This window comes from Lentibacter sp. (assembly GCF_965657785.1).
Taxonomy (GTDB): Bacteria; Pseudomonadota; Alphaproteobacteria; order Rhodobacterales; family Rhodobacteraceae; genus Lentibacter.
In genome coordinates, this window is sequence record NZ_CBFHPP010000005.1 from 155,590 (window position 1) to 172,612 (window position 17,023).

Sequence of the window (17,023 nt, forward strand, 5' to 3'; positions counted from 1 at the left end):
TCAGCTGGGCCGCAACAAGCGGCTTTCGTGCGCTTTGAGGCAGAGGCGCGCCGTCTCGCCATAATGGCCCTCATGGCTGCGCAATTCTGGAAAGAGCGTAAAAAGTTCCTCTCGGCCCCTGCTCTCCACAGCGTCAAGCTCGGCGCGTCGGGGCACAAAGCTCTCGCTCGCCGCACCCTCCGCATAGACAATCTCATGCTGGTCAAACAGGATATGAACATAGGTCACCAATCCACCATGCGCCTCGGTGACAGAGGTGCCGTTGACAAGATGTTTGGCCGTGGCCAGGACTTCACTTTCCCCAAACAAGATGGAAGACGCAAACCCCTGCATCAAGACCCGATGCTGCGGCGACACATAGAGCGGACGCGCGTTTCCGATAGCATTCGTCTCAAATCTGATCGGCGCCAAGGCGCCCCACGCAGGCACGGTGCGTTTGCCAGTCCAGCGCACAGGCTGCAAACCATGGTCGCGTGTCACGACCAAATCTCCAACCTCCAGATCCTCAATCGCGCGCGCGCCCCGCGGCGTCGCGATCCGCGTGCCCGCCCCAAAACAAACAACCACCTTTTCGCTCTCGCGACGGCTTGTAACTGCGCCACCATCAGAAGGCACCTCGTCCAGAGACGTTGATCCCGCGTCAAATTCCCAAAGAGAGAGATGGTCCATATGCGAGATCTGCTCCAAAACATCCGATTCCGTTTGGGCAGCCTATAGGGCGAAGACGTCACTGTTTTGGACAGATCAGGTCATTTTTGAGACGCTTCAATCTCTGTCAGGAGCTGAAAAACAATTTGTTTCCAAAGTGTCGACAGAGGTCAAATCTGTGCCAGAAAAGGCACCACAGGAGGCAAAATGCCAAAAAGCAACGCGCTACACCGAGGCTTTCGGCATGGGCCACGCTGAAACGCGGCCAAATCAAGGCAAATTGATAGAATTGAAGGTGGGAGGGACGCCGCGTCACAACCCGCACCCGCCCTGTTCGGGCAGGTGCGGATTTCAGCTTAGGACTGGTCGTCTTCGTCGTCGCCGTCATCATCAGGCAGGTTGAAGAAACTGTCCGCATCGCGCGTGCTGTCGTGCTTGTCTTCTTCCTCATCGTCATGTCCACCAAGCGTGAAGGTCTCAAGACCTTCAATCGCTGTGGGCATTCTCGGTTCTGCATCCATTCCAAGGCTCTGCTCGGTGCTCACAAGCTTGCGGCGCTCGTCATCAGACATAACTTCACCGCTCGCCGCCTTCTTGGCCGCGGCTTTTTGCACAGCGGCGTCCAGCTCGGATTGCTTGCACAAGCCCAGCGCCACAGGATCGATCGGATCAATATTGGCAATATTCCAATGCGTGCGCTCGCGGATCGCCTGAATGGTCGGCTTGGTTGTGCCGACAAGCTTTGACACCTGACCATCGGTCAGCTCGGGGTGAAACTTCACCAACCACAGAATCGAGGCAGGACGGTCCTGACGCTTGGACAGCGGCGTATAGCGTGGCCCACGGCGTTTTTCTTCGCCCACGGCAGAGGCGTAAAACTTGAGCTTGAGCTTATGTGTGACGCTCTCTTGCGCTTTGTCGATCTCTTCTTGTGTCAGCTGGTTGTTGGTAATCGGGTCAAAGCCCTTCACACCAGCGGCCACATCACCATCCGCAATGCCCTGCACTTCAAGTTCGTGCATCCCTACAAAATCAGCAATCTGCTTGAAGCTGATTGTTGTGTTGTCCACCAGCCAGACGGCTGTGGCTTTTGCCATAATCGGTTTGTCAGACATAGTTGCCTCCATCAATAAACACGCGTCCCATACAACTTTCCCGTGCCCTTGAAGGGGCGAGCCTTTGGAGGGGCTCAGGTTACCGTTGTCGGGGAACTTGATCGTTCTATACTGGCCCATGAAACATAAGGAAAGAGTGAATGTTGTTGCGTGCTTTTGTCGGTTTTGTCCTGTTCGTGATCGTTGCCAGCATTGCTGCGGCCAAAGGCGAACGCACGGGGGAGTTTGACTATTACGTCATGGCGCTGTCATGGTCGCCCAATTGGTGCGCCCTTGAAGGCACGGCCAAAGGCTCGCCTCAATGCGACGACGACCAAGACCACGGCTGGGTGCTGCACGGCCTATGGCCACAATATCACCAAGGCTGGCCGTCCTTTTGCCCGACAGCCGAACCACAGCCCCAACGCAGTCTGACCAACACCATGGCCGATATCATGGGCACATCAGGGCTTGCGTGGTATCAATGGAAAAAACACGGTGTCTGCTCGGGCCTCTCGGCGCGCGCCTATTACGAACTGTCACGCAACGCTTACGCAAGCGTTGTGCGCCCGCCTGTCTTTCGCAAGCTGGACAAGACCGTCAGGCTCCCCGCCTCAGTGGTCGAAGACGCATTTCTTAAAGCCAACCCGCAGCTGTCGCGCGATATGATCACCATCACCTGCCGCAGAGGCCATATTCAGGAAGCGCGGATTTGCCTTGGCAAAGACCTCTCCCCCGTGCCCTGCGGGCGGGATGTGTCGCGGGAGTGCGCGTTGAAGGATGCGGTGTTTGAACCTGTGGAGTGAAAAGGGATTGCGTCGCGGCTTCGCCGCGCCGCCCCGCTGGGGGCTTTGCCCCCAGACCCCCAGGATATTTCTGGCAAAAAGAAAGGGCTAGGAGACTTTCAGGACGATTTTGCCGATATGGGTGCTGCCTTCCATACGGGCATGGGCCTTGGCGGCGTCTTCAAGCGCGAACTCCTGATCCATCACGGGCGCAATGCGGCCCGCATCAAGCAAGGGCCAGACCTGCTGACGCAGCTCTTCGGCGATCCGCGCTTTTGCGATGTCAGATTGCGGACGCAATGTGCTGCCTGTGACTGTCAGGCGGCGTGCCATGATCTGGGCGAAGTTCAGCTCGACTTTCGGCCCTGTCAGAAACGCAATCTGCACCAAGCGGCCGTCATCGGCCAGCGCGCGTATGTTGCGCGGGATATAGTCTCCGCCCACCATATCGAGAATGAGGTTTGCGCCGCCCTCGGCCTTGAGCACCTCGACAAAATCTTCCTCGCGATAGTTCATCACCCGCTCGGCGCCCAATGCGCGGCAGGCGGCAGCCTTGGCGTCATTGCCCACGGTGGTAAAGACCCGCGCGCCAAAAGCCTTCGCCAGCTGGATCGCTGTCGTCCCGATCCCCGAGGAGCCGCCATGCACGAGAAAGCGCTCGCCCGCCACAAGGCCGCCGCGCTGGAACACATTGGTCCAGACCGTAAAGAACGTCTCAGGCAGACAGGCCGCTTCGCGAAGGCTCATGCCCTTCGGCACAGGCAAGGCATGCGTGGCGGGCGTTGTGACATACTCGGCATAGCCCCCGCCCGGAAGCAGCGCGCAGACCTTGTCGCCCACCGCCCAGTCGCTCACGCCTGCGCCAACTGCGACGACCTCACCGCTCGCCTCAAGCCCTGGCAGATCGCTCGCGCCCTTGGGCGGCGCATAGGCCCCTGCCCGCTGGAGCGCATCAGGGCGATTGACCCCTGCATAAGCCACCTTGATCAGGAGTTCGCCATGGCGCGGCGCAGGGCGCTCACGCTCGGCCAGCTTCAGAACCTCGGGCGCACCCGCCTCGGTTATCTCAATCACACGCATCGTCTTGATCCTTATTTCTTTGCCGCACCCGGCATATCCGACAGTGGCTCTGGCGCGCGCACAGCGTCTGTAATCCGCCCCAGAATATCGCCAAAAAGCTTGTTCTGCCCCAGCGCGTGTTTGACCTTCTCGATCTTCATCACATCCTCAATGCGCCGCTCCAAAAACGCCCATGTCGCCGCGTGGCCCTCACTCGTATCGCCGAGCCAGTATAGCACCGCAGAGGAATAGACCCCCGACAGGGTCGCGCGCTTGGTATACCAGTTCAGGTCTTCTGACGTGTCGCCAAGCGCCTCCCAGATGGCGTCACAAGTCTCCCAAATCAGCCGCGCACCCTCCGGCGCAAAACGCGGCAACGCAAACAGCGTCATACCACGGCGCACAAGCTCTTTGTCTTCGACCGCTTCAAGGCGGTAACGCACCGCAGCAGTCACGCGCGCAGAATAGCGCATCTCGCCCAAATCAGTCTGCGCCAGCCGCGCAAGCATCCGCGCATCGCCGCGCTTGTGATAGGCCACAGCCAGATCGACCGCGCCTCGCGGGCAAAGCCCATGGGCCAACGCAGGCTCCAGCCCCGCGTCCGCAACGGCGGCCTCAAAGCTCGCTGCACTCCAGCCGTCAAACGGCACATGATCGAGCGCTGCGTCGAGCAATCTGTCTTTCAAATCCGCCATAGTTGCCTCCTCTGCGTCGTCTGGCCACCAGTCTAGACAAAACAAAAGGGCTTTGCTATACGCCACCTTCCTGCAAATCCTTGCAACTTCAAACTAGAAAGGTGGTGAAAACCACATGCAGGTTAGTGTTCGCGACAATAACGTCGATCAGGCGCTTCGTGCCCTGAAGAAAAAGCTACAGCGTGAGGGTGTTTTTCGCGAGATGAAGCTCAAGCAACATTTCGAGAAACCGTCCGAGAAAAAAGCACGCGAGACTGCTGAAGCGATCCGCCGTCAGCGCAAGCTGGCGCGCAAGAAGCTACAGCGCGAGAACGGGATGTAACCACCCCCTCGATCTCAGAGCATCTCTGACACGAAAAAGACAATTGCCCCCGTAGCTTGCGCTGCGGGGGTTCTTTTTAGGCTTGCCCCGCAAGGCGGCGCATCGGCGCGACAGTGGCCTTCACAGCTTTGCCCAAGACATCAACAGTCAGGCCCTCCGCCCCAAGGCCCCGCTCTACAAAAGCCAGCGCAATATTGGCGCCGACACGGTGGCCCCATGCGCCCGTGGTGACTGTCCCAACAACGCGGCCGCCTTGCATAACAGACGCGCCGCCATGGGCAGGGGCCTCCTCGCTCTCAAGGGTCAGGCTCACAAGCTCAGCCTTTGGCTCATGCGCCGCCAATGCCTCTTTGCCGATAAAGGCCTTGTCCATCTTCACAAAGCGCTCAAGCCCCGTCTCATAAGGGCTAAACTCGGTGATAAGTTCTGATTTCCAGTGCAAAAAGCCCATCTCAAGGCGCATCGCCTCGACAGCACGGCTGCCAAAGAAGCTCATGCCATGCGCTTTGCCCGCTGCGCGCAACGCCGTGTAAGCCGCCATCAGGCTTTGGTTTGGCACATGGATTTCATAGGCCAGCTCGCCCGAAAAGCTCACCCGCATCACAACAGCAGGCGCGATCCCGATATGCGCCTCGCGCACCGCAAGCCACTTAAAGCCCTCGTCTGACCAGTCGCCGCGCGCCGCGCTCGCAAGCACATCGCGCGCTTTTGGCCCCGCGATCACAAGAATGGTCATATCGTTGGTCAACGAGCGGATCTGCACATCCTCCTCCGCCCCTATATGCTGCGTGAGCCAGTCCATATCGTGGTATTCTGCCGCCGCCGCCGAGCCATACCAGATCCGCCCACCGCTCAAGTTGGCAATCGTGGCCTCGCCCTTCACCATGCCTTGATGGTTGAGCAAATAGCTCAGCCCCACACGCCCCTCGCGGCGCTGAAGCCGGCCACAGGTCATCCGATCCAGAAAATCATGCGCATCAGAGCCAGTGATCTCAAAGCGGTTGAACCCGCTCACTTCACACAGCCCAACGCCGCTCTGCACCGCGCGCACCTCAGACCCAATCACCTCTTCCGCATTGGTAAAGCGGAAGCTGTGCTCTTCCTCAAACGCGGGGGTTGGCTTGATATATTCGAGCCGCTCCCAGCCGTTTACAAGGCCAAAGTGCCCGCCCTCCGCCGCCAGAACAGGCGTCAAAGGCGTGGTTTTCAGTGGCCGCCCCGCGGGCCTGTGCTCATGTGGATAATGAAAGCGGAATTCGTTCTGGTAATCCTCAATCGCCTTCAGCGCGGTCAGCTCGACAGTCGCGTGCCCCGTAAAGCGGCGCGGATCAATGCACCACGTGTCATAGCAGGCCTCGCCATGTGCGATCATCTGCGCCAAAAGCCAGCCATGCCCGCCGCCCTCGCCAAGCCCCGCACGCAGACCCGTGATACAAAACGCGTTGCGCTTGTTCGGGATCGGCCCGACAAGCGGCGCGCCATCAATCGTATAGGTGATCGGCCCGTTGACGATGGTGTGAATGCCAACCTCGCCAATCGCTGGCATCCGCGCCATCGCGCCCTCAAATGTCTCAATCACCCGCTCGGGGTCATCAGGGCAAAGCGCATTGGTAAAGTTGGGGTCAATCCCGTCCATGCCCCATGTCTTGCAATCCTGCTCATAAAATCCGATCAGCAAGCCGTTCTTTTCCTGACGCGAGTAATAGTCGCTGATCGGGCAGCGAATAAGCGGCATACGGTGGCCCGCCTCCTCAATCGCCTTGATCGGCTCGGTCAGAAAATACTGATGCTCCATGCTCGCAACGGGCAAAATCGCCCCCATCATCGCGCCAATCTCGTTGCAACGGTAACCGCCCGCATTGACGATGATTTCAGCCTCGATATCCCCCGCCTCGGTGTGCACAATCCAGCTGTCATCTGCGCGTTGCGTCAGCCCCGTCACAGCGCGGTGGCGGATCACACGCGCCCCCGCGGTCCGCGCCCGCCGCGCCAGCGCCTGACAGAGCTGGGCAGGGTCAATGTCGCCATCCAGCGGGTCCCAAAGCCCGCCCACAAGCCCATCTGTCTCCAAAAGCGGATGCCGCCGCGCACATTCCGCCGCATCAATCACCTCGAAATGAACACCCATCCCCCGCGCCATCGAGGCAAAGTGGCGATAGGCCTCCATCTGCGCCTCGGTCTCCGCCAGCCTGATGCCGCCGTCCGCATGGTGGTAGTTGATCGGATACTCGGGGTCCTCAGACAACTCTTTATAAAGCGCGATAGAGTGCGACTTGAGGCCCACCATGGTCTGGTTCATGCCAAAGTTCGTCACCTGTGCCGCCGAATGCCACGTAGTCCCGCTCGTCAGCTCGTCGCGCTCCAGCAAGATCACATCCGTGATGCCTTCCTCGGTAAGGTGATAGACTGTGGAACAGCCCGCAATCCCGCCGCCAATCACAACAACTTTTGCCCGCTCGCCCATCTGTGATCTCCTCTCGACACGTCCCAAGACAACACAGAGAGCCCCCTTTCGCGCAATGGGGCATTTCCTGTTTTTCCAAAACGCGTTCCCCCGTTTCAGCTTTTTTGAAAAGCGCCCCTGCGTCACTGCACAGCCGCCCTGCGCTTTTGGCCCTGTTCTCCCGCGCATTTTGCACTACCTTCCCTACAAGCAACCCGAAAGGCACATCACATGAGCGACACATACACCCCCCCCAAAGTCTGGACATGGGAAAAGGAAAGCGGCGGAACCTTCGCCGCCATCAACCGCCCGATCGCAGGCGCAACCCATGACAAAGAGCTGCCCGTCGGCAAACACCCGCTTCAGCTCTACTCCTTGGCCACGCCCAATGGCGTCAAAGTCACAGTGCTTCTGGAAGAGCTGCTCGCCGCAGGCCACACAGAGGCCGAATATGACGCATGGCTGATCAACATCGGCGAAGGCGACCAGTTCGGCTCAGGCTTTGTCGAGATCAATCCCAATTCCAAAATCCCCGCCCTGATGGACCACTCCGTCACCCCTCCGCGCCGTATGTTTGAAAGCGCCAGCATCATGCTGCAACTGGCCGAAAAGTTTGACGCCTTCATCCCCAAAGACGCCACAGCGCGCGGCGAAATGCTCAACTGGCTGTTCTGGCAAATGGGCAGCGCGCCCTACCTCGGCGGCGGCTTTGGGCACTTCTACGCCTATGCGCCCGAAAAATGGGAGTACCCGATCAACCGCTTCGCCATGGAAGTCAAACGCCAGCTCGACGTGCTCGATCGTCGCCTCGCCGAAAACGAATTCCTCTCGGGCGCGGACTACACCATCGCCGATATGGCCAACTGGGCGTGGTATGGCCAGCTCGTCTTGGGCCGCCAGTATAACGCCGCCGAGTTCCTCGATGTGGCAAGTTACAAAAACGTCCTGCGCTGGGCCGAAGCGATTGATGCCCGCGTGCCCGTCCAGCGCGGCCGTATGGTCAACCGCGCCATGGGCGAGCTCTCAAGCCAGCTGCGCGAGCGCCACGACGCTTCCGATTTTGACACCAAAACCCAGGACAAGATCGAAGCGGCACAAAGCTAAATGAAAAGGGGCGCGTAAAACTCACCCGCCCCTTTCTTTTTGCCCCAAATATCCCGGGGGTAGGATTCAAAAGCTCTATAGCTTTTGAATCTAGGGGGCTGGCCCCCAGCGGGTCGGATTGCCCGCAGGGCAATTCGACCCCTCACCCGCCCAGCATCATATCCGCCACCTTCTCGGCAATCATGATGGTCGGCGCATTGGTGTTCCCGCTCACAATCTTCGGCATCACACTCGCGTCCACAACCCGCAGGTTGCCCACAGCCTTCATACGGCACGCCCCGTCCAAAGGCGCAGCCTCCTCCTGCCCCATCCTGACCGTAGAGGTCGGGTGGAAAATTGTCGTGCCGATCTCCCCCGCCGCCGTCACAAGCTCGCCCTCGGTGCTCAAATGCGCGCCCGGTTTCATTTCCTCAGGCGCGTAGCGCGCCATCGCAGGCTTGGCCATAATCTCGCGCACTTGGCGGATCGCCGCCACCGCCACCGCGCGGTCGCCCTCCGTGCTCAGATACTTCGGCGCAATCCGCGGCGCATCCCTCGCATCTCTGCTCGCAATCTCAACACACCCGCGGCTTTCGGGGCGCAAGTTGCACACACTCGCCGTCATCGCGGGAAAATCATGCAAAGGCTCGCCAAACGCGCCAAGGCTCAAAGGTTGCACATGATACTCCAGATCCGCGCTCGCAAGGTCAGGGCGGCTCTTGGAAAACGCACCAAGCTGGCTCGGCGCCATACTCATCGGCCCCGACCGTTTCAAAGCATACTCCAGCCCGATTTTGGCCTTGCCCCAAAGCGAGTTCGCCAGCGTGTTGAGCGTTTTGGCGCCCGTCAGCTTCCATGCACATCTCAATTGCAAATGGTCCTGCAAATGCGCGCCCACACCCGCCACATCCGCGCGCACCTCGACGCCATGGCGCCGCAACAGCCCCGCAGGCCCAAGCCCTGAAAGCTGCAAAATCTTCGGACTGCCAATCGCGCCCGCACTCAGCACAACTTCGCCCTCGCAGCGGGCCACGCAGATCTCGCCCCCGCGCGCATACTCAACCCCGACACAGCGCCCCTGCTCCACAAGAAGCCTGTGCACGTCCGCCCCCGTCACCGTTTCGATCATCCCCTTGGGCGCGCCGCGCAAAAAGCTCTTCGCCGTATTGACCCGCCAGCCGCCACGCTGGTTCACACGGAAATATCCGACGCCCTCATTGTCGCCACGGTTGAAGTCCTCCACAGCAGGCAAGCCCGCGCTCACCGCCGCGTCGCGCCAATGGTCAAGCACATCCCAGCGCAGGCGCTGTTCCTCCACACGCCAAGGCCCGCCCACGCCGTGCATCTCGTCAGCCCCCGCGTAATAATCCTCCGAGCGCTTGAAATAGGGCAAAACATCGTCCCAGCCCCAGCCCGTCAGCCCCATCTGCCGCCAGCCGTCATAATCCGCCGCCTGCCCGCGCAGATAGAGCATCCCGTTGATCGAAGAACAGCCGCCCAAAACCTTGCCGCGCGGATATAAAAGCGAGCGCCCGTTCAGCCCCGCCTCTTCCTCGGTGCGAAAGCACCAGTCGGTGCGCGGATTGCCAATGCAGTAAAGATAGCCCATCGGGATATGCACCCAATGGTAATTGTCCGTGCCGCCGGCTTCGAGCAGCAAGACCTTGCGCCCGCCATCCGCCAACCGCCGCGCCACAACACAGCCCGCACTGCCCGCTCCGATAACGATATTGTCAAAGCCCATCTTCTGCTCCTGCCTTCTGATTGCGGCAGACGCTAGACTGTTAGATCAGCCTTGGCAAACCAGCGGGTGCCTCAGGCAAATAGCTCAGCAAAGCCGCCGCCTCGCTGTAACCGAGCCGCAATCGACGGCGCTCAGACGCGCCCCTGTGAAGCCCGTCCGCCTCACAGGCGGCGCCCTCCGCAAAGATCATCGCCTCCACGGTCAGGATCAGCCGCAGATAACTGATATGTTTACAAGGCCTCAGCGCAATATCGGTCCCGTTGACCAAAACCAAAGCCGGCACATAAAGCTCGCTCTGGCCCTGATAGCTGTGCCCCTCTGGCAGTCGGATCAAAACAGGCTGGCTCTGGCGCACACGCAACGGCATCTGGTTGCCCAGAACACCGGGGCTAAAAACAACAGGCGCATTCGCTCTCAGGCCCTCGCCCTGCCAGACATCAAAGCGCACAACCGTCTCATGGCCCATCTCGCTCAAAAGCCTGTCGCCGGGCCAAAGCCCGTCCACCCGCAGATCGCCCATCTCGGTCGCAACGCGCGTGCTCGCCTCCAGCCATGACGCAACATCCGACACAGGCGTTTGCGCCGCCGAAGGCGTCCCCGCCAAAGCCCGCCCTTGGGCCGTTTGCCATTGCTCTTGTTGCCTCTGCTCTTGGGGCTGTCGCATCTGCTCGCTTTCAAAACCGTCGCGCCAGACTAGGCTTTCGAAAGCTAAAGCAAGGTAAAGCGCTGCGCGCCCCTTGCCCTCAATTTAGCTAAACTTTTGACAACAGCTCCCAAGCGCTCAGACAGGCAGCGCCGTGGTCTTAAACACGGTGCGCAGCGCGAAACTGCTCTGCATCTGCGCCACACCGGGCAAGCGCGCGAGATGCTGACGGTGAATACGCGCAAAGTCGTCGGTGTTTTCGGCCACCACCTTAAGCAGATAATCCGCCGACCCCGCCATCAAATGACACTCGAGCACATCAGGGATCCGCCCGACCGCCTTTTCAAACGCATCCAGAACTTCATCCGCCTGCGCCTGCAAAGTGATCTCGACAAAAACGGTCGTTGGAACGCCCATCTTGCGCGCATTGAGCAGCGCCACATAGTCCCGAATATAGCCCTCTTTCTCAAGCCGCTGCACCCGCCTGTGGCAGGCGCTGGCGCTCAGATTGGCCGCTTCGCTCAGATCGGCATTGCTGATCCGCCCCTGCCGCTGCAAGACTTTCAAAATACGGCGATCCGTCTCATCAATGGCCATTTGCGCACACCTCTTCGAATATTTTGCTCTTTATGCGAAGATTCTCCCAAATAGTCCACATCACACGCCTCATTTCTCAAAACACTTGCATTTGACCTGCGACATTCTGGCACAAATCACCTCATGGCTCAGGGAGACAAGCTCATGAAAATCGGTTGCCCAACAGAAATCAAACCTCAAGAGTTCCGTGTCGGCATGACACCAAACGCTGCGGGCGAAGCCGTGGCGCGCGGGCATCAGGCCCTCGTGCAAAAAGGCGCAGGCCTTGGCGCGGGCTTCTCTGATGAAGACTACACAGCCGCAGGCGCACAGATCATCGACACAGCAGAAGAAATATTCGCAACCGCCGACATGATCGTCAAAGTGAAAGAGCCGCAATCTGGCGAGCGCAAAATGCTGCGCGAAGGCCAGCTTCTCTTCACCTACCTTCACCTCGCGCCAGACCCCGAGCAAACCCATGATCTGCTCGCCTCAGGCTGCACAGCCATCGCTTATGAAACCGTCACAGATGATCGCGGCGGTCTGCCGCTCCTCGCGCCCATGTCCGAAGTGGCAGGCCGCCTCGCGCCCCAAGTGGGCGCTTGGACATTGCAAAAGGCCAATGGCGGCCGCGGCGTCCTGATGGGCGGTGTGCCGGGTGTTGGTCCGGCCAAAGTTGTCGTTATGGGCGGCGGCGTTGTCGGAACCCACGCCGCCAAGATCGCCGCTGGCATGGGCGCGGATGTGACAGTGCTTGACCGCTCCCTGCCGCGCCTCAAATATCTTGATGATGTCTTCGGCGGCACCTTCAAGAACCAGTATTCAACCGCAGGTGCCACAGCCGAGCTGATCCGCGATGCCGATATGGTCATCGGCGCAGTGCTTATCCCCGGCGCCGCCGCGCCCAAGCTCATCAGCCGCGCACAGCTTGGCGATATGAAGCCCGGCGCCGTGCTCGTCGATGTGGCAATCGACCAAGGCGGTTGCTTTGAAACCTCAAAGGCCACAACCCACGCCGACCCGATCTATGACGTCGACGGTATCATGCACTATTGCGTGGCCAATATGCCGGGTGCCGTCGCGCGCACCTCGACAATCGCCCTTGGCAACGCGACCATGCCCTTCATGCTCGCCCTCGCCGACAAAGGCTGGAAGCAAGCCTGCGCCGATGATGCCCACCTGCTCGCAGGCCTCAATGTCCACGCGGGCAAGCTGACATATTTCGCCGTTGGCGAAGCCCTCGGCCTTGATGTGATGTCGCCTCAACTCGCGATCAAATAAGAACCGACTGAAAGGCGGGCGCGCGCCGTATCAGCCCTGATAACAACAGGACAGATACAATGCTCTCCCGCCTCTCTCCCTACTGGCTCTGGCTCCTCCTCGCCCTTCCCGCCTTCGCCATCCTCACCGAAGTGCTCACTTCAACAGACCCAAAAGCGCTCAAACACGCTCTGCACCCGTCAGGCGAATTTGCCGCGCGCTTTATGATTGTCTCGATGATGGCCACACCCCTCGCAATGCTATTCAAAGGCAGAAGTTTCCCCATCTGGCTCAAGAAAAACCGCCGCACCTTTGGCGTCGCTGCTTTCGCTTATTCTGCCTTACACCTCGGGTTTTATCTCGTCTCGCGTGGCAGCCTTGAGAAAGTCCTCGGTCAAGCCAAAGACTTTGACATTCTCACAGGTTGGCTCGCCTTCCTGATCTTCCTGCCCCTCGCGGCCACATCTTTTGACGCCGCCGTGCGCGCGCTCGGCCCCCGCTGGAAAAGCGTGCAACGCTGGGTCTATGCCGCCGCCGTGCTCACGCTTTTGCACTGGGCCGCAAAAGACGGCTGGGAGGGCTTGCCGCCCGCCCTCGTAAATTTCACGCCCCTTATTCTGCTGGAAGGCTACCGCATCTGGTATTGGTATATCCGCCCCAAACCAGCCCGCAGCGCTTGAGCCAAACAAAAAGCCCCGCGCAATCGCACGGGGCTTTTTATATCTGGTTTGTGGTAGCGTGAGGTGGACTTGAACCACCGACCCCAGCATTATGAGTGCTGTGCTCTAACCAACTGAGCTATCACGCCATTCACAACCGATGAGGGCGAATTAGCGGGGGCGAAAGGCGGAGTCAAACACAAAACTCGATGCAAGCCGCCTTCGGTGTTATTTTCCCGACACAGCCGCCCAAAACCGCAAAAGGCCCGCCCCTTTCTCAGGGCAGGCCCAGCAAACGCCTGACAGGCGTCTTACTTCTTCGCAAGCGCGTCGCGGATCTCGGCCAGAAGGTCAAGCTCGGTTGGCCCTGCTGGTGCGGCCTCAGCCACTTCTTCTTCCTTCATGGCGGCGTCCTTGGCTTTGTTCACAAAGCGCACCAGCATGAACACCACAAAAGCAATGATCAGGAAGTTGATGACCGCCATGATAAAGCTACCATAGGCGAACACAGCCGCGCCACTCTCGCGCGCCGCCTCAAGCGTTGCGCCTTCGGCAACTGTGCCCGACAGCACAGCATAGAGATTGGTAAAGTCCACACCGCCCATGGCGAGGCCAATGATCGGGTTGATCAAATCAGCCACCAAAGAGCTGACAATCGCCGTAAAGGCCGCGCCGATGATAATCCCGACGGCCATATCCATCACATTGCCCTTGGCAATGAAGTCTTTAAATTCGCTTAGCATTGGTTCACTCGTCCCTGTAAATACTGTTTTACCGCCTGTTCGGCTGCGGGCACAGTATCACATCCGCCCAATAAAGCAGCAAGTGTTTCACGGGGAATTAACCCGCGTTCGGCCCCTTAGCGCGGCAGCGTGCCCTCAAGCACATAGCGCAAGATCTGCGCCACCTCTTCAGGTGCGCGCGCCACAGCCAGCGCCGCCGCATCCACCTCTTTCAAAGCATGGTCATGCTCAGGCTCTTGCAAAATGATCAGGCTCTTGCCCAGCGCGCTCGCATAGCCCGCATCAAAGGCCGCGTTCCACTGTTTGTATTGCGCACCAAACCGCACCACAACAACATCCGCCTTGCCAATCTCGCCGCGCGTGCGGATCGCGTTGACCATGGCGCCCTTGCGGTCATGCCAGAACTTATCGGGTTCTTCCCCCAAGATCGCCACACCGCAGTCGTCAGAAGCGGCGTGGTCTGTCACAGGCGCGCTAAAGCGCACATCCAGCCCCGCACAAGCCCCAATAATCTGCTCGCGCCAGTCGGTGTGAATTTCTCCCGAAAGATAAACCTGCATCTTCGTCTCCCTCAAATCTTACGCGCCACAACATAGCGCGAAATCGCAGGAAAATTCCCTGCCTCCAATACTTCAAATCCAGCATTTGCAATCAAACGGTCCACATCGGCAATCTGCCACAAGCCAACATCAGGCGCTTTCCCGATCCGCTTCAAAACCGGCAGCATCCCCGCCACCAAAAAGCGCTTCCAGCCAAAGGCTTTGTCGACCAAACAAGGCGTCTTGCTGATCATAAGCCCCCCAGGCTTGAGCCTCTTGTAAATGTCACCCAGCACAGCGTCCGCATCGGGCACAAGGTGAAAGAGATTAAACCCCATCACCACATCAAACCCCTCCTCAAGCTGCGCGCTCTCCGCCGCGCCCAGCACCCGAAACTCAAGGTTGCCATGCGCCTCCGCGGCCGCCTTCTCGCGCGCAATACGGATCATCTCGCTCGACTGGTCTGTGCCCACAAAGGCTTTCACACTCGGCGCAAGCCTGAGCGCGGTTGTGCCCGTGCCACAGCCCATCTCAAGCACGCGCATCTCAGGCGTCAGATAGCTGAGGGTGCGGCCCAGCGTGTGTTCATAGTCCTCCACACTGCGCATCTGGCTTTGGGCATATTTGGGCGCCATCTTGTCCCAAAACGTCTTGCTGTCGACCATCTCACACCCCCTAAAAGCTTACCCGCGCAGGCTCCCGCCTGTGGCTTTCATGACTTTCTCGACAATCTTGGCCGCAACCGCCTCGATGTCTTCGTCCTTCAGCGTCTTGTCTTGCGGCTGCATCCGCACCGTGATGGCAAGGCTCTTCTTGCCCTCGCCAAGCGAGCCTCCAATAAACTCGTCAAAGACGCGCACATCTTCGATCAAAGCCTTGTCCGCCCCCGCCGCCGCATTGAGCAGCGTCAGCGCCTCAACCTGCGCATCCACCACAAAGGCAAAGTCCCGCTCCACAGCCTGCAAATCGCTGGCCTTCAAGGCAGGCCGCGTCGCACTCTTCTTGCGCGCTTCAGGCACCTCTTCTGGCCAGACGGTAAAGGCCACAGCTGGCCCCTTCACGCCCATCTCCTTAAGCACTTTGGGGTGCAGCTCGCCAAAGATCGCCAAGACTTTCTTCGGCCCCAGACAGATCTTGCCGTGCCGCCCGGGGTGCCACCAGCTCGGCCCACCGCGCATCACCTGCACCTTGGCAGGCGCACCAATCGCGGCCAAAACAGCCTCGGCATCAGCCTTCGCATCAAACACATCCACAGAACGGCTCTCGCCCAAAATATCCTTCGGACCCGTCTTGCCGACCAAAAGCCCGGAGACTTGCAAAGCCTGCTCCCCCGGCTCTCCGCCGCTGAAAACTGGCCCGACTTCAAACAATGCAAGGTCTGCAAACCCGCGCGCTTGGTTGCGCGCCGCCGCCTGCAACAGCCCGACAAGCAGATCAGGCCGCATATGGCTCATCTCGCTTGAAATCGGGTTCGCCAACATGGTGGCATCACTGCCGCCATCAAACAGAGCCGCACTCTTCTGATCGACAAAAGAGTAGGTCACACATTCGTTATAGCCAAGGCCCGCCGCCGTGCGCCGCGCTGCCTGTTCGCGCTTCTGAAGCGGCAGCAAAATCTGCTTTGGCACACCCGCGCTCGCCCGCGTCAGAGGCTTGCCAACAAGCTTGGTCAGGCTCGCAATCCGCGCAACCTCCTCGACCAAATCCGCCTCGCCCAGAACATCAGGCCGCCAGCTCGGAACCTGCGCCATATTGCCCTCAAGCTTGAAGCCCAGCGCCGTCAGCGTCTGGCGCTGTTCCGTTTCGGGGATGTCCATGCCGACAAGGCTCTGCACCCGCTTCGCATCAAGCTTATAAGCGCGGCTCACATCAGGCACCTTGCCCGCCACAGTCACATTGCTCGGCTCGCCGCCGCACAGCTCCATGATCATAGCGGTCGCATCCTCCATCGCCTGCATATTGTAAGCAGGGTCAATGCCGCGCTCGTTGCGATAGCGCGCATCCGAGTTAATCTTGAGCGCCCGCCCCGTCATGGCGATCTGGATATGGTCCCAATAGGCCGCCTCAAGAAACACATCTGTTGTCTCCTCGGTGCAGCCCGTGCTGAGGCCCCCCATAACGCCCGCAATGCTCTCGATCCCCGTGTCATCAGAGATCACAACCTGACCGCCAGAGAAGGTATATTCCTTCTCATCCAAACCAACAATCTTGTCACCCGCCGTGGCGCGGTGAATGCGCAGATTGCCGTTGACCTTGCCCGCATCAAAGACGTGCAAAGGGCGGTTGCGATCATAGGTAAAGAAGTTGGTAATATCGACAAGCGCCGAAATGGGCCTGAGGCCAACCGCTTTGAGGCGCTGCTGAAGCCACGCGGGGCTTGGCCCGTTTGTCACACCGCGAATAAGACGGCCCGCAAACACAAAGCAGCCGTCTTCCTTGGCGTCATCCTCAATGGTGACAGTGATCGGGCAGGGAAACTGCCCGTCATGGCTTGGCGTCGCCACAGGCTTGAGCGTGCCCAACCCCCGCGCCGCCAAATCACGCGCAATCCCGCGCACGCCCAGCGCATCAGGGCGGTTCGGCGTAATGGCAATCTCGATCACAGGGTCGACCTTCTCAGGCGCATTCTTTGCCAGCCAGTCAATGAACTTGTCGCCCACCTCGCCCGAGGGCAGCTCGATAATCCCGTCATGCTCGTCCGATAGCTCAAGCTCACGCTCGGACGCCATC

The 17,023-nt window shown here is 59.6% G+C and carries 17 protein-coding genes and 1 tRNA gene; 5 read left to right on the plus strand and 13 right to left on the minus strand.

Annotated features, from left to right (window positions below; genetic code table 11):
• Together ACTF58_RS05135 and ACTF58_RS05140 are read right to left on the minus strand one after the other, a co-directional pair.
• On the minus strand, window positions 1-669 hold the full coding sequence (locus ACTF58_RS05135; RefSeq protein ID WP_438990894.1) for a Hint domain-containing protein: 669 nt from the start codon (window positions 667-669) through the stop codon (window positions 1-3).
• Between the two features lie 335 nt (window positions 670-1,004).
• The gene (locus ACTF58_RS05140) at window positions 1,005-1,763 is read right to left on the minus strand and encodes a DUF1013 domain-containing protein (protein ID WP_438990895.1); all 759 of its coding nucleotides are present in this window, start codon (window positions 1,761-1,763) and stop codon (window positions 1,005-1,007) included.
• Window positions 1,764-1,903: 140 nt separating this feature from the next.
• Between ACTF58_RS05140 and ACTF58_RS05145 the strand changes: the two genes are divergently transcribed.
• Window positions 1,904-2,548 (plus strand): ribonuclease T2 family protein, encoded by a 645-nt coding sequence (locus tag ACTF58_RS05145; protein ID WP_438990896.1) that lies wholly within the window; start codon window positions 1,904-1,906, stop codon window positions 2,546-2,548.
• Window positions 2,549-2,635: 87 nt separating this feature from the next.
• On the opposite strand, the gene ACTF58_RS05150 is transcribed toward ACTF58_RS05145, so the two are convergent.
• Together ACTF58_RS05150 and ACTF58_RS05155 are read right to left on the minus strand one after the other, a co-directional pair.
• Window positions 2,636-3,607, minus strand: a complete 972-nt coding sequence (locus tag ACTF58_RS05150) for an NAD(P)H-quinone oxidoreductase (RefSeq protein WP_438990897.1) — start codon at window positions 3,605-3,607, stop codon at window positions 2,636-2,638.
• A gap of 11 nt (window positions 3,608-3,618) precedes the next feature.
• A complete protein-coding gene (locus tag ACTF58_RS05155) occupies window positions 3,619-4,281 on the minus strand; it encodes a COQ9 family protein (RefSeq protein WP_438990898.1) in 663 nt (220 codons plus the stop codon).
• Between the two features lie 115 nt (window positions 4,282-4,396).
• Between ACTF58_RS05155 and rpsU the strand changes: the two genes are divergently transcribed.
• Window positions 4,397-4,603, plus strand: a complete 207-nt coding sequence (rpsU, locus tag ACTF58_RS05160; RefSeq protein ID WP_438990899.1) for a 30S ribosomal protein S21 — start codon at window positions 4,397-4,399, stop codon at window positions 4,601-4,603.
• A gap of 76 nt (window positions 4,604-4,679) precedes the next feature.
• On the opposite strand, the gene ACTF58_RS05165 is transcribed toward rpsU, so the two are convergent.
• Entirely contained in the window at window positions 4,680-7,067 is a 2,388-nt protein-coding gene (locus ACTF58_RS05165; RefSeq protein WP_438990900.1) for a GcvT family protein, read from the minus strand.
• 210 nt (window positions 7,068-7,277) lie between these two features.
• Between ACTF58_RS05165 and yghU the strand changes: the two genes are divergently transcribed.
• Window positions 7,278-8,150: a glutathione-dependent disulfide-bond oxidoreductase gene (yghU, locus tag ACTF58_RS05170; protein WP_438990901.1), complete on the plus strand. Its 873-nt coding sequence runs from the start codon at window positions 7,278-7,280 to the stop codon at window positions 8,148-8,150.
• 142 nt (window positions 8,151-8,292) lie between these two features.
• Here yghU and ACTF58_RS05175 read toward each other — a convergent pair whose 3' ends face one another.
• From ACTF58_RS05175 to ACTF58_RS05185, 3 genes are all read right to left on the minus strand, one after another.
• Window positions 8,293-9,873 (minus strand): GMC family oxidoreductase, encoded by a 1,581-nt coding sequence (locus ACTF58_RS05175; protein WP_438990902.1) that lies wholly within the window; start codon window positions 9,871-9,873, stop codon window positions 8,293-8,295.
• 40 nt (window positions 9,874-9,913) lie between these two features.
• The gene (locus tag ACTF58_RS05180) at window positions 9,914-10,537 is read right to left on the minus strand and encodes a Hint domain-containing protein (protein ID WP_438990903.1); all 624 of its coding nucleotides are present in this window, start codon (window positions 10,535-10,537) and stop codon (window positions 9,914-9,916) included.
• A 117-nt stretch (window positions 10,538-10,654) separates the two neighbouring features.
• Window positions 10,655-11,113: an Lrp/AsnC family transcriptional regulator gene (locus tag ACTF58_RS05185; protein ID WP_438990904.1), complete on the minus strand. Its 459-nt coding sequence runs from the start codon at window positions 11,111-11,113 to the stop codon at window positions 10,655-10,657.
• A 144-nt stretch (window positions 11,114-11,257) separates the two neighbouring features.
• Between ACTF58_RS05185 and ald the strand changes: the two genes are divergently transcribed.
• Window positions 11,258-12,373, plus strand: coding sequence for an alanine dehydrogenase (gene ald / locus ACTF58_RS05190; RefSeq protein ID WP_438990905.1), 1,116 nt, complete (start codon window positions 11,258-11,260; stop codon window positions 12,371-12,373).
• Window positions 12,374-12,432: 59 nt separating this feature from the next.
• Window positions 12,433-13,032 (plus strand): sulfite oxidase heme-binding subunit YedZ, encoded by a 600-nt coding sequence (locus ACTF58_RS05195; protein WP_438990906.1) that lies wholly within the window; start codon window positions 12,433-12,435, stop codon window positions 13,030-13,032.
• 51 nt (window positions 13,033-13,083) lie between these two features.
• Here ACTF58_RS05195 and ACTF58_RS05200 read toward each other — a convergent pair.
• The 5 genes from ACTF58_RS05200 to pheT form a co-directional block, all read right to left on the minus strand.
• A tRNA-Met gene (locus tag ACTF58_RS05200) sits at window positions 13,084-13,160 on the minus strand.
• 162 nt (window positions 13,161-13,322) lie between these two features.
• A complete protein-coding gene (gene mscL, locus ACTF58_RS05205) occupies window positions 13,323-13,754 on the minus strand; it encodes a large conductance mechanosensitive channel protein MscL (protein ID WP_438990907.1) in 432 nt (143 codons plus the stop codon).
• A gap of 116 nt (window positions 13,755-13,870) precedes the next feature.
• Window positions 13,871-14,314: a YtoQ family protein gene (locus tag ACTF58_RS05210; protein WP_438990908.1), complete on the minus strand. Its 444-nt coding sequence runs from the start codon at window positions 14,312-14,314 to the stop codon at window positions 13,871-13,873.
• Window positions 14,315-14,325: 11 nt separating this feature from the next.
• Window positions 14,326-14,958 (minus strand): class I SAM-dependent methyltransferase, encoded by a 633-nt coding sequence (locus ACTF58_RS05215; protein ID WP_438990909.1) that lies wholly within the window; start codon window positions 14,956-14,958, stop codon window positions 14,326-14,328.
• A gap of 18 nt (window positions 14,959-14,976) precedes the next feature.
• On the minus strand, window positions 14,977-17,023 hold a 2,047-nt coding region (gene pheT, locus ACTF58_RS05220), incomplete at its 5' end, for a phenylalanine--tRNA ligase subunit beta (protein WP_438990910.1).

Coding starts and splice junctions, on each gene's coding strand:
- ACTF58_RS05215 (WP_438990909.1), bottom strand. CDS start 14,958: ATGGTCGACAGCAAGACGTTTTGGGACAAGATGGCGCCCAAATATGCC.
- ACTF58_RS05140 (WP_438990895.1), bottom strand. CDS start 1,763: ATGTCTGACAAACCGATTATGGCAAAAGCCACAGCCGTCTGGCTGGTG.
- ACTF58_RS05155 (WP_438990898.1), bottom strand. CDS start 4,281: ATGGCGGATTTGAAAGACAGATTGCTCGACGCAGCGCTCGATCATGTG.
- ACTF58_RS05195 (WP_438990906.1), top strand. CDS start 12,433: ATGCTCTCCCGCCTCTCTCCCTACTGGCTCTGGCTCCTCCTCGCCCTT.
- ACTF58_RS05145 (WP_438990896.1), top strand. CDS start 1,904: ATGTTGTTGCGTGCTTTTGTCGGTTTTGTCCTGTTCGTGATCGTTGCC.
- ACTF58_RS05180 (WP_438990903.1), bottom strand. CDS start 10,537: ATGCGACAGCCCCAAGAGCAGAGGCAACAAGAGCAATGGCAAACGGCC.
- yghU (WP_438990901.1), top strand. CDS start 7,278: ATGAGCGACACATACACCCCCCCCAAAGTCTGGACATGGGAAAAGGAA.
- ACTF58_RS05210 (WP_438990908.1), bottom strand. CDS start 14,314: ATGCAGGTTTATCTTTCGGGAGAAATTCACACCGACTGGCGCGAGCAG.
- rpsU (WP_438990899.1), top strand. CDS start 4,397: ATGCAGGTTAGTGTTCGCGACAATAACGTCGATCAGGCGCTTCGTGCC.
- ACTF58_RS05165 (WP_438990900.1), bottom strand. CDS start 7,067: ATGGGCGAGCGGGCAAAAGTTGTTGTGATTGGCGGCGGGATTGCGGGC.
- ald (WP_438990905.1), top strand. CDS start 11,258: ATGAAAATCGGTTGCCCAACAGAAATCAAACCTCAAGAGTTCCGTGTC.
- ACTF58_RS05175 (WP_438990902.1), bottom strand. CDS start 9,873: ATGGGCTTTGACAATATCGTTATCGGAGCGGGCAGTGCGGGCTGTGTT.
- ACTF58_RS05135 (WP_438990894.1), bottom strand. CDS start 669: ATGGACCATCTCTCTCTTTGGGAATTTGACGCGGGATCAACGTCTCTG.
- mscL (WP_438990907.1), bottom strand. CDS start 13,754: ATGCTAAGCGAATTTAAAGACTTCATTGCCAAGGGCAATGTGATGGAT.
- ACTF58_RS05150 (WP_438990897.1), bottom strand. CDS start 3,607: ATGCGTGTGATTGAGATAACCGAGGCGGGTGCGCCCGAGGTTCTGAAG.
- ACTF58_RS05185 (WP_438990904.1), bottom strand. CDS start 11,113: ATGGCCATTGATGAGACGGATCGCCGTATTTTGAAAGTCTTGCAGCGG.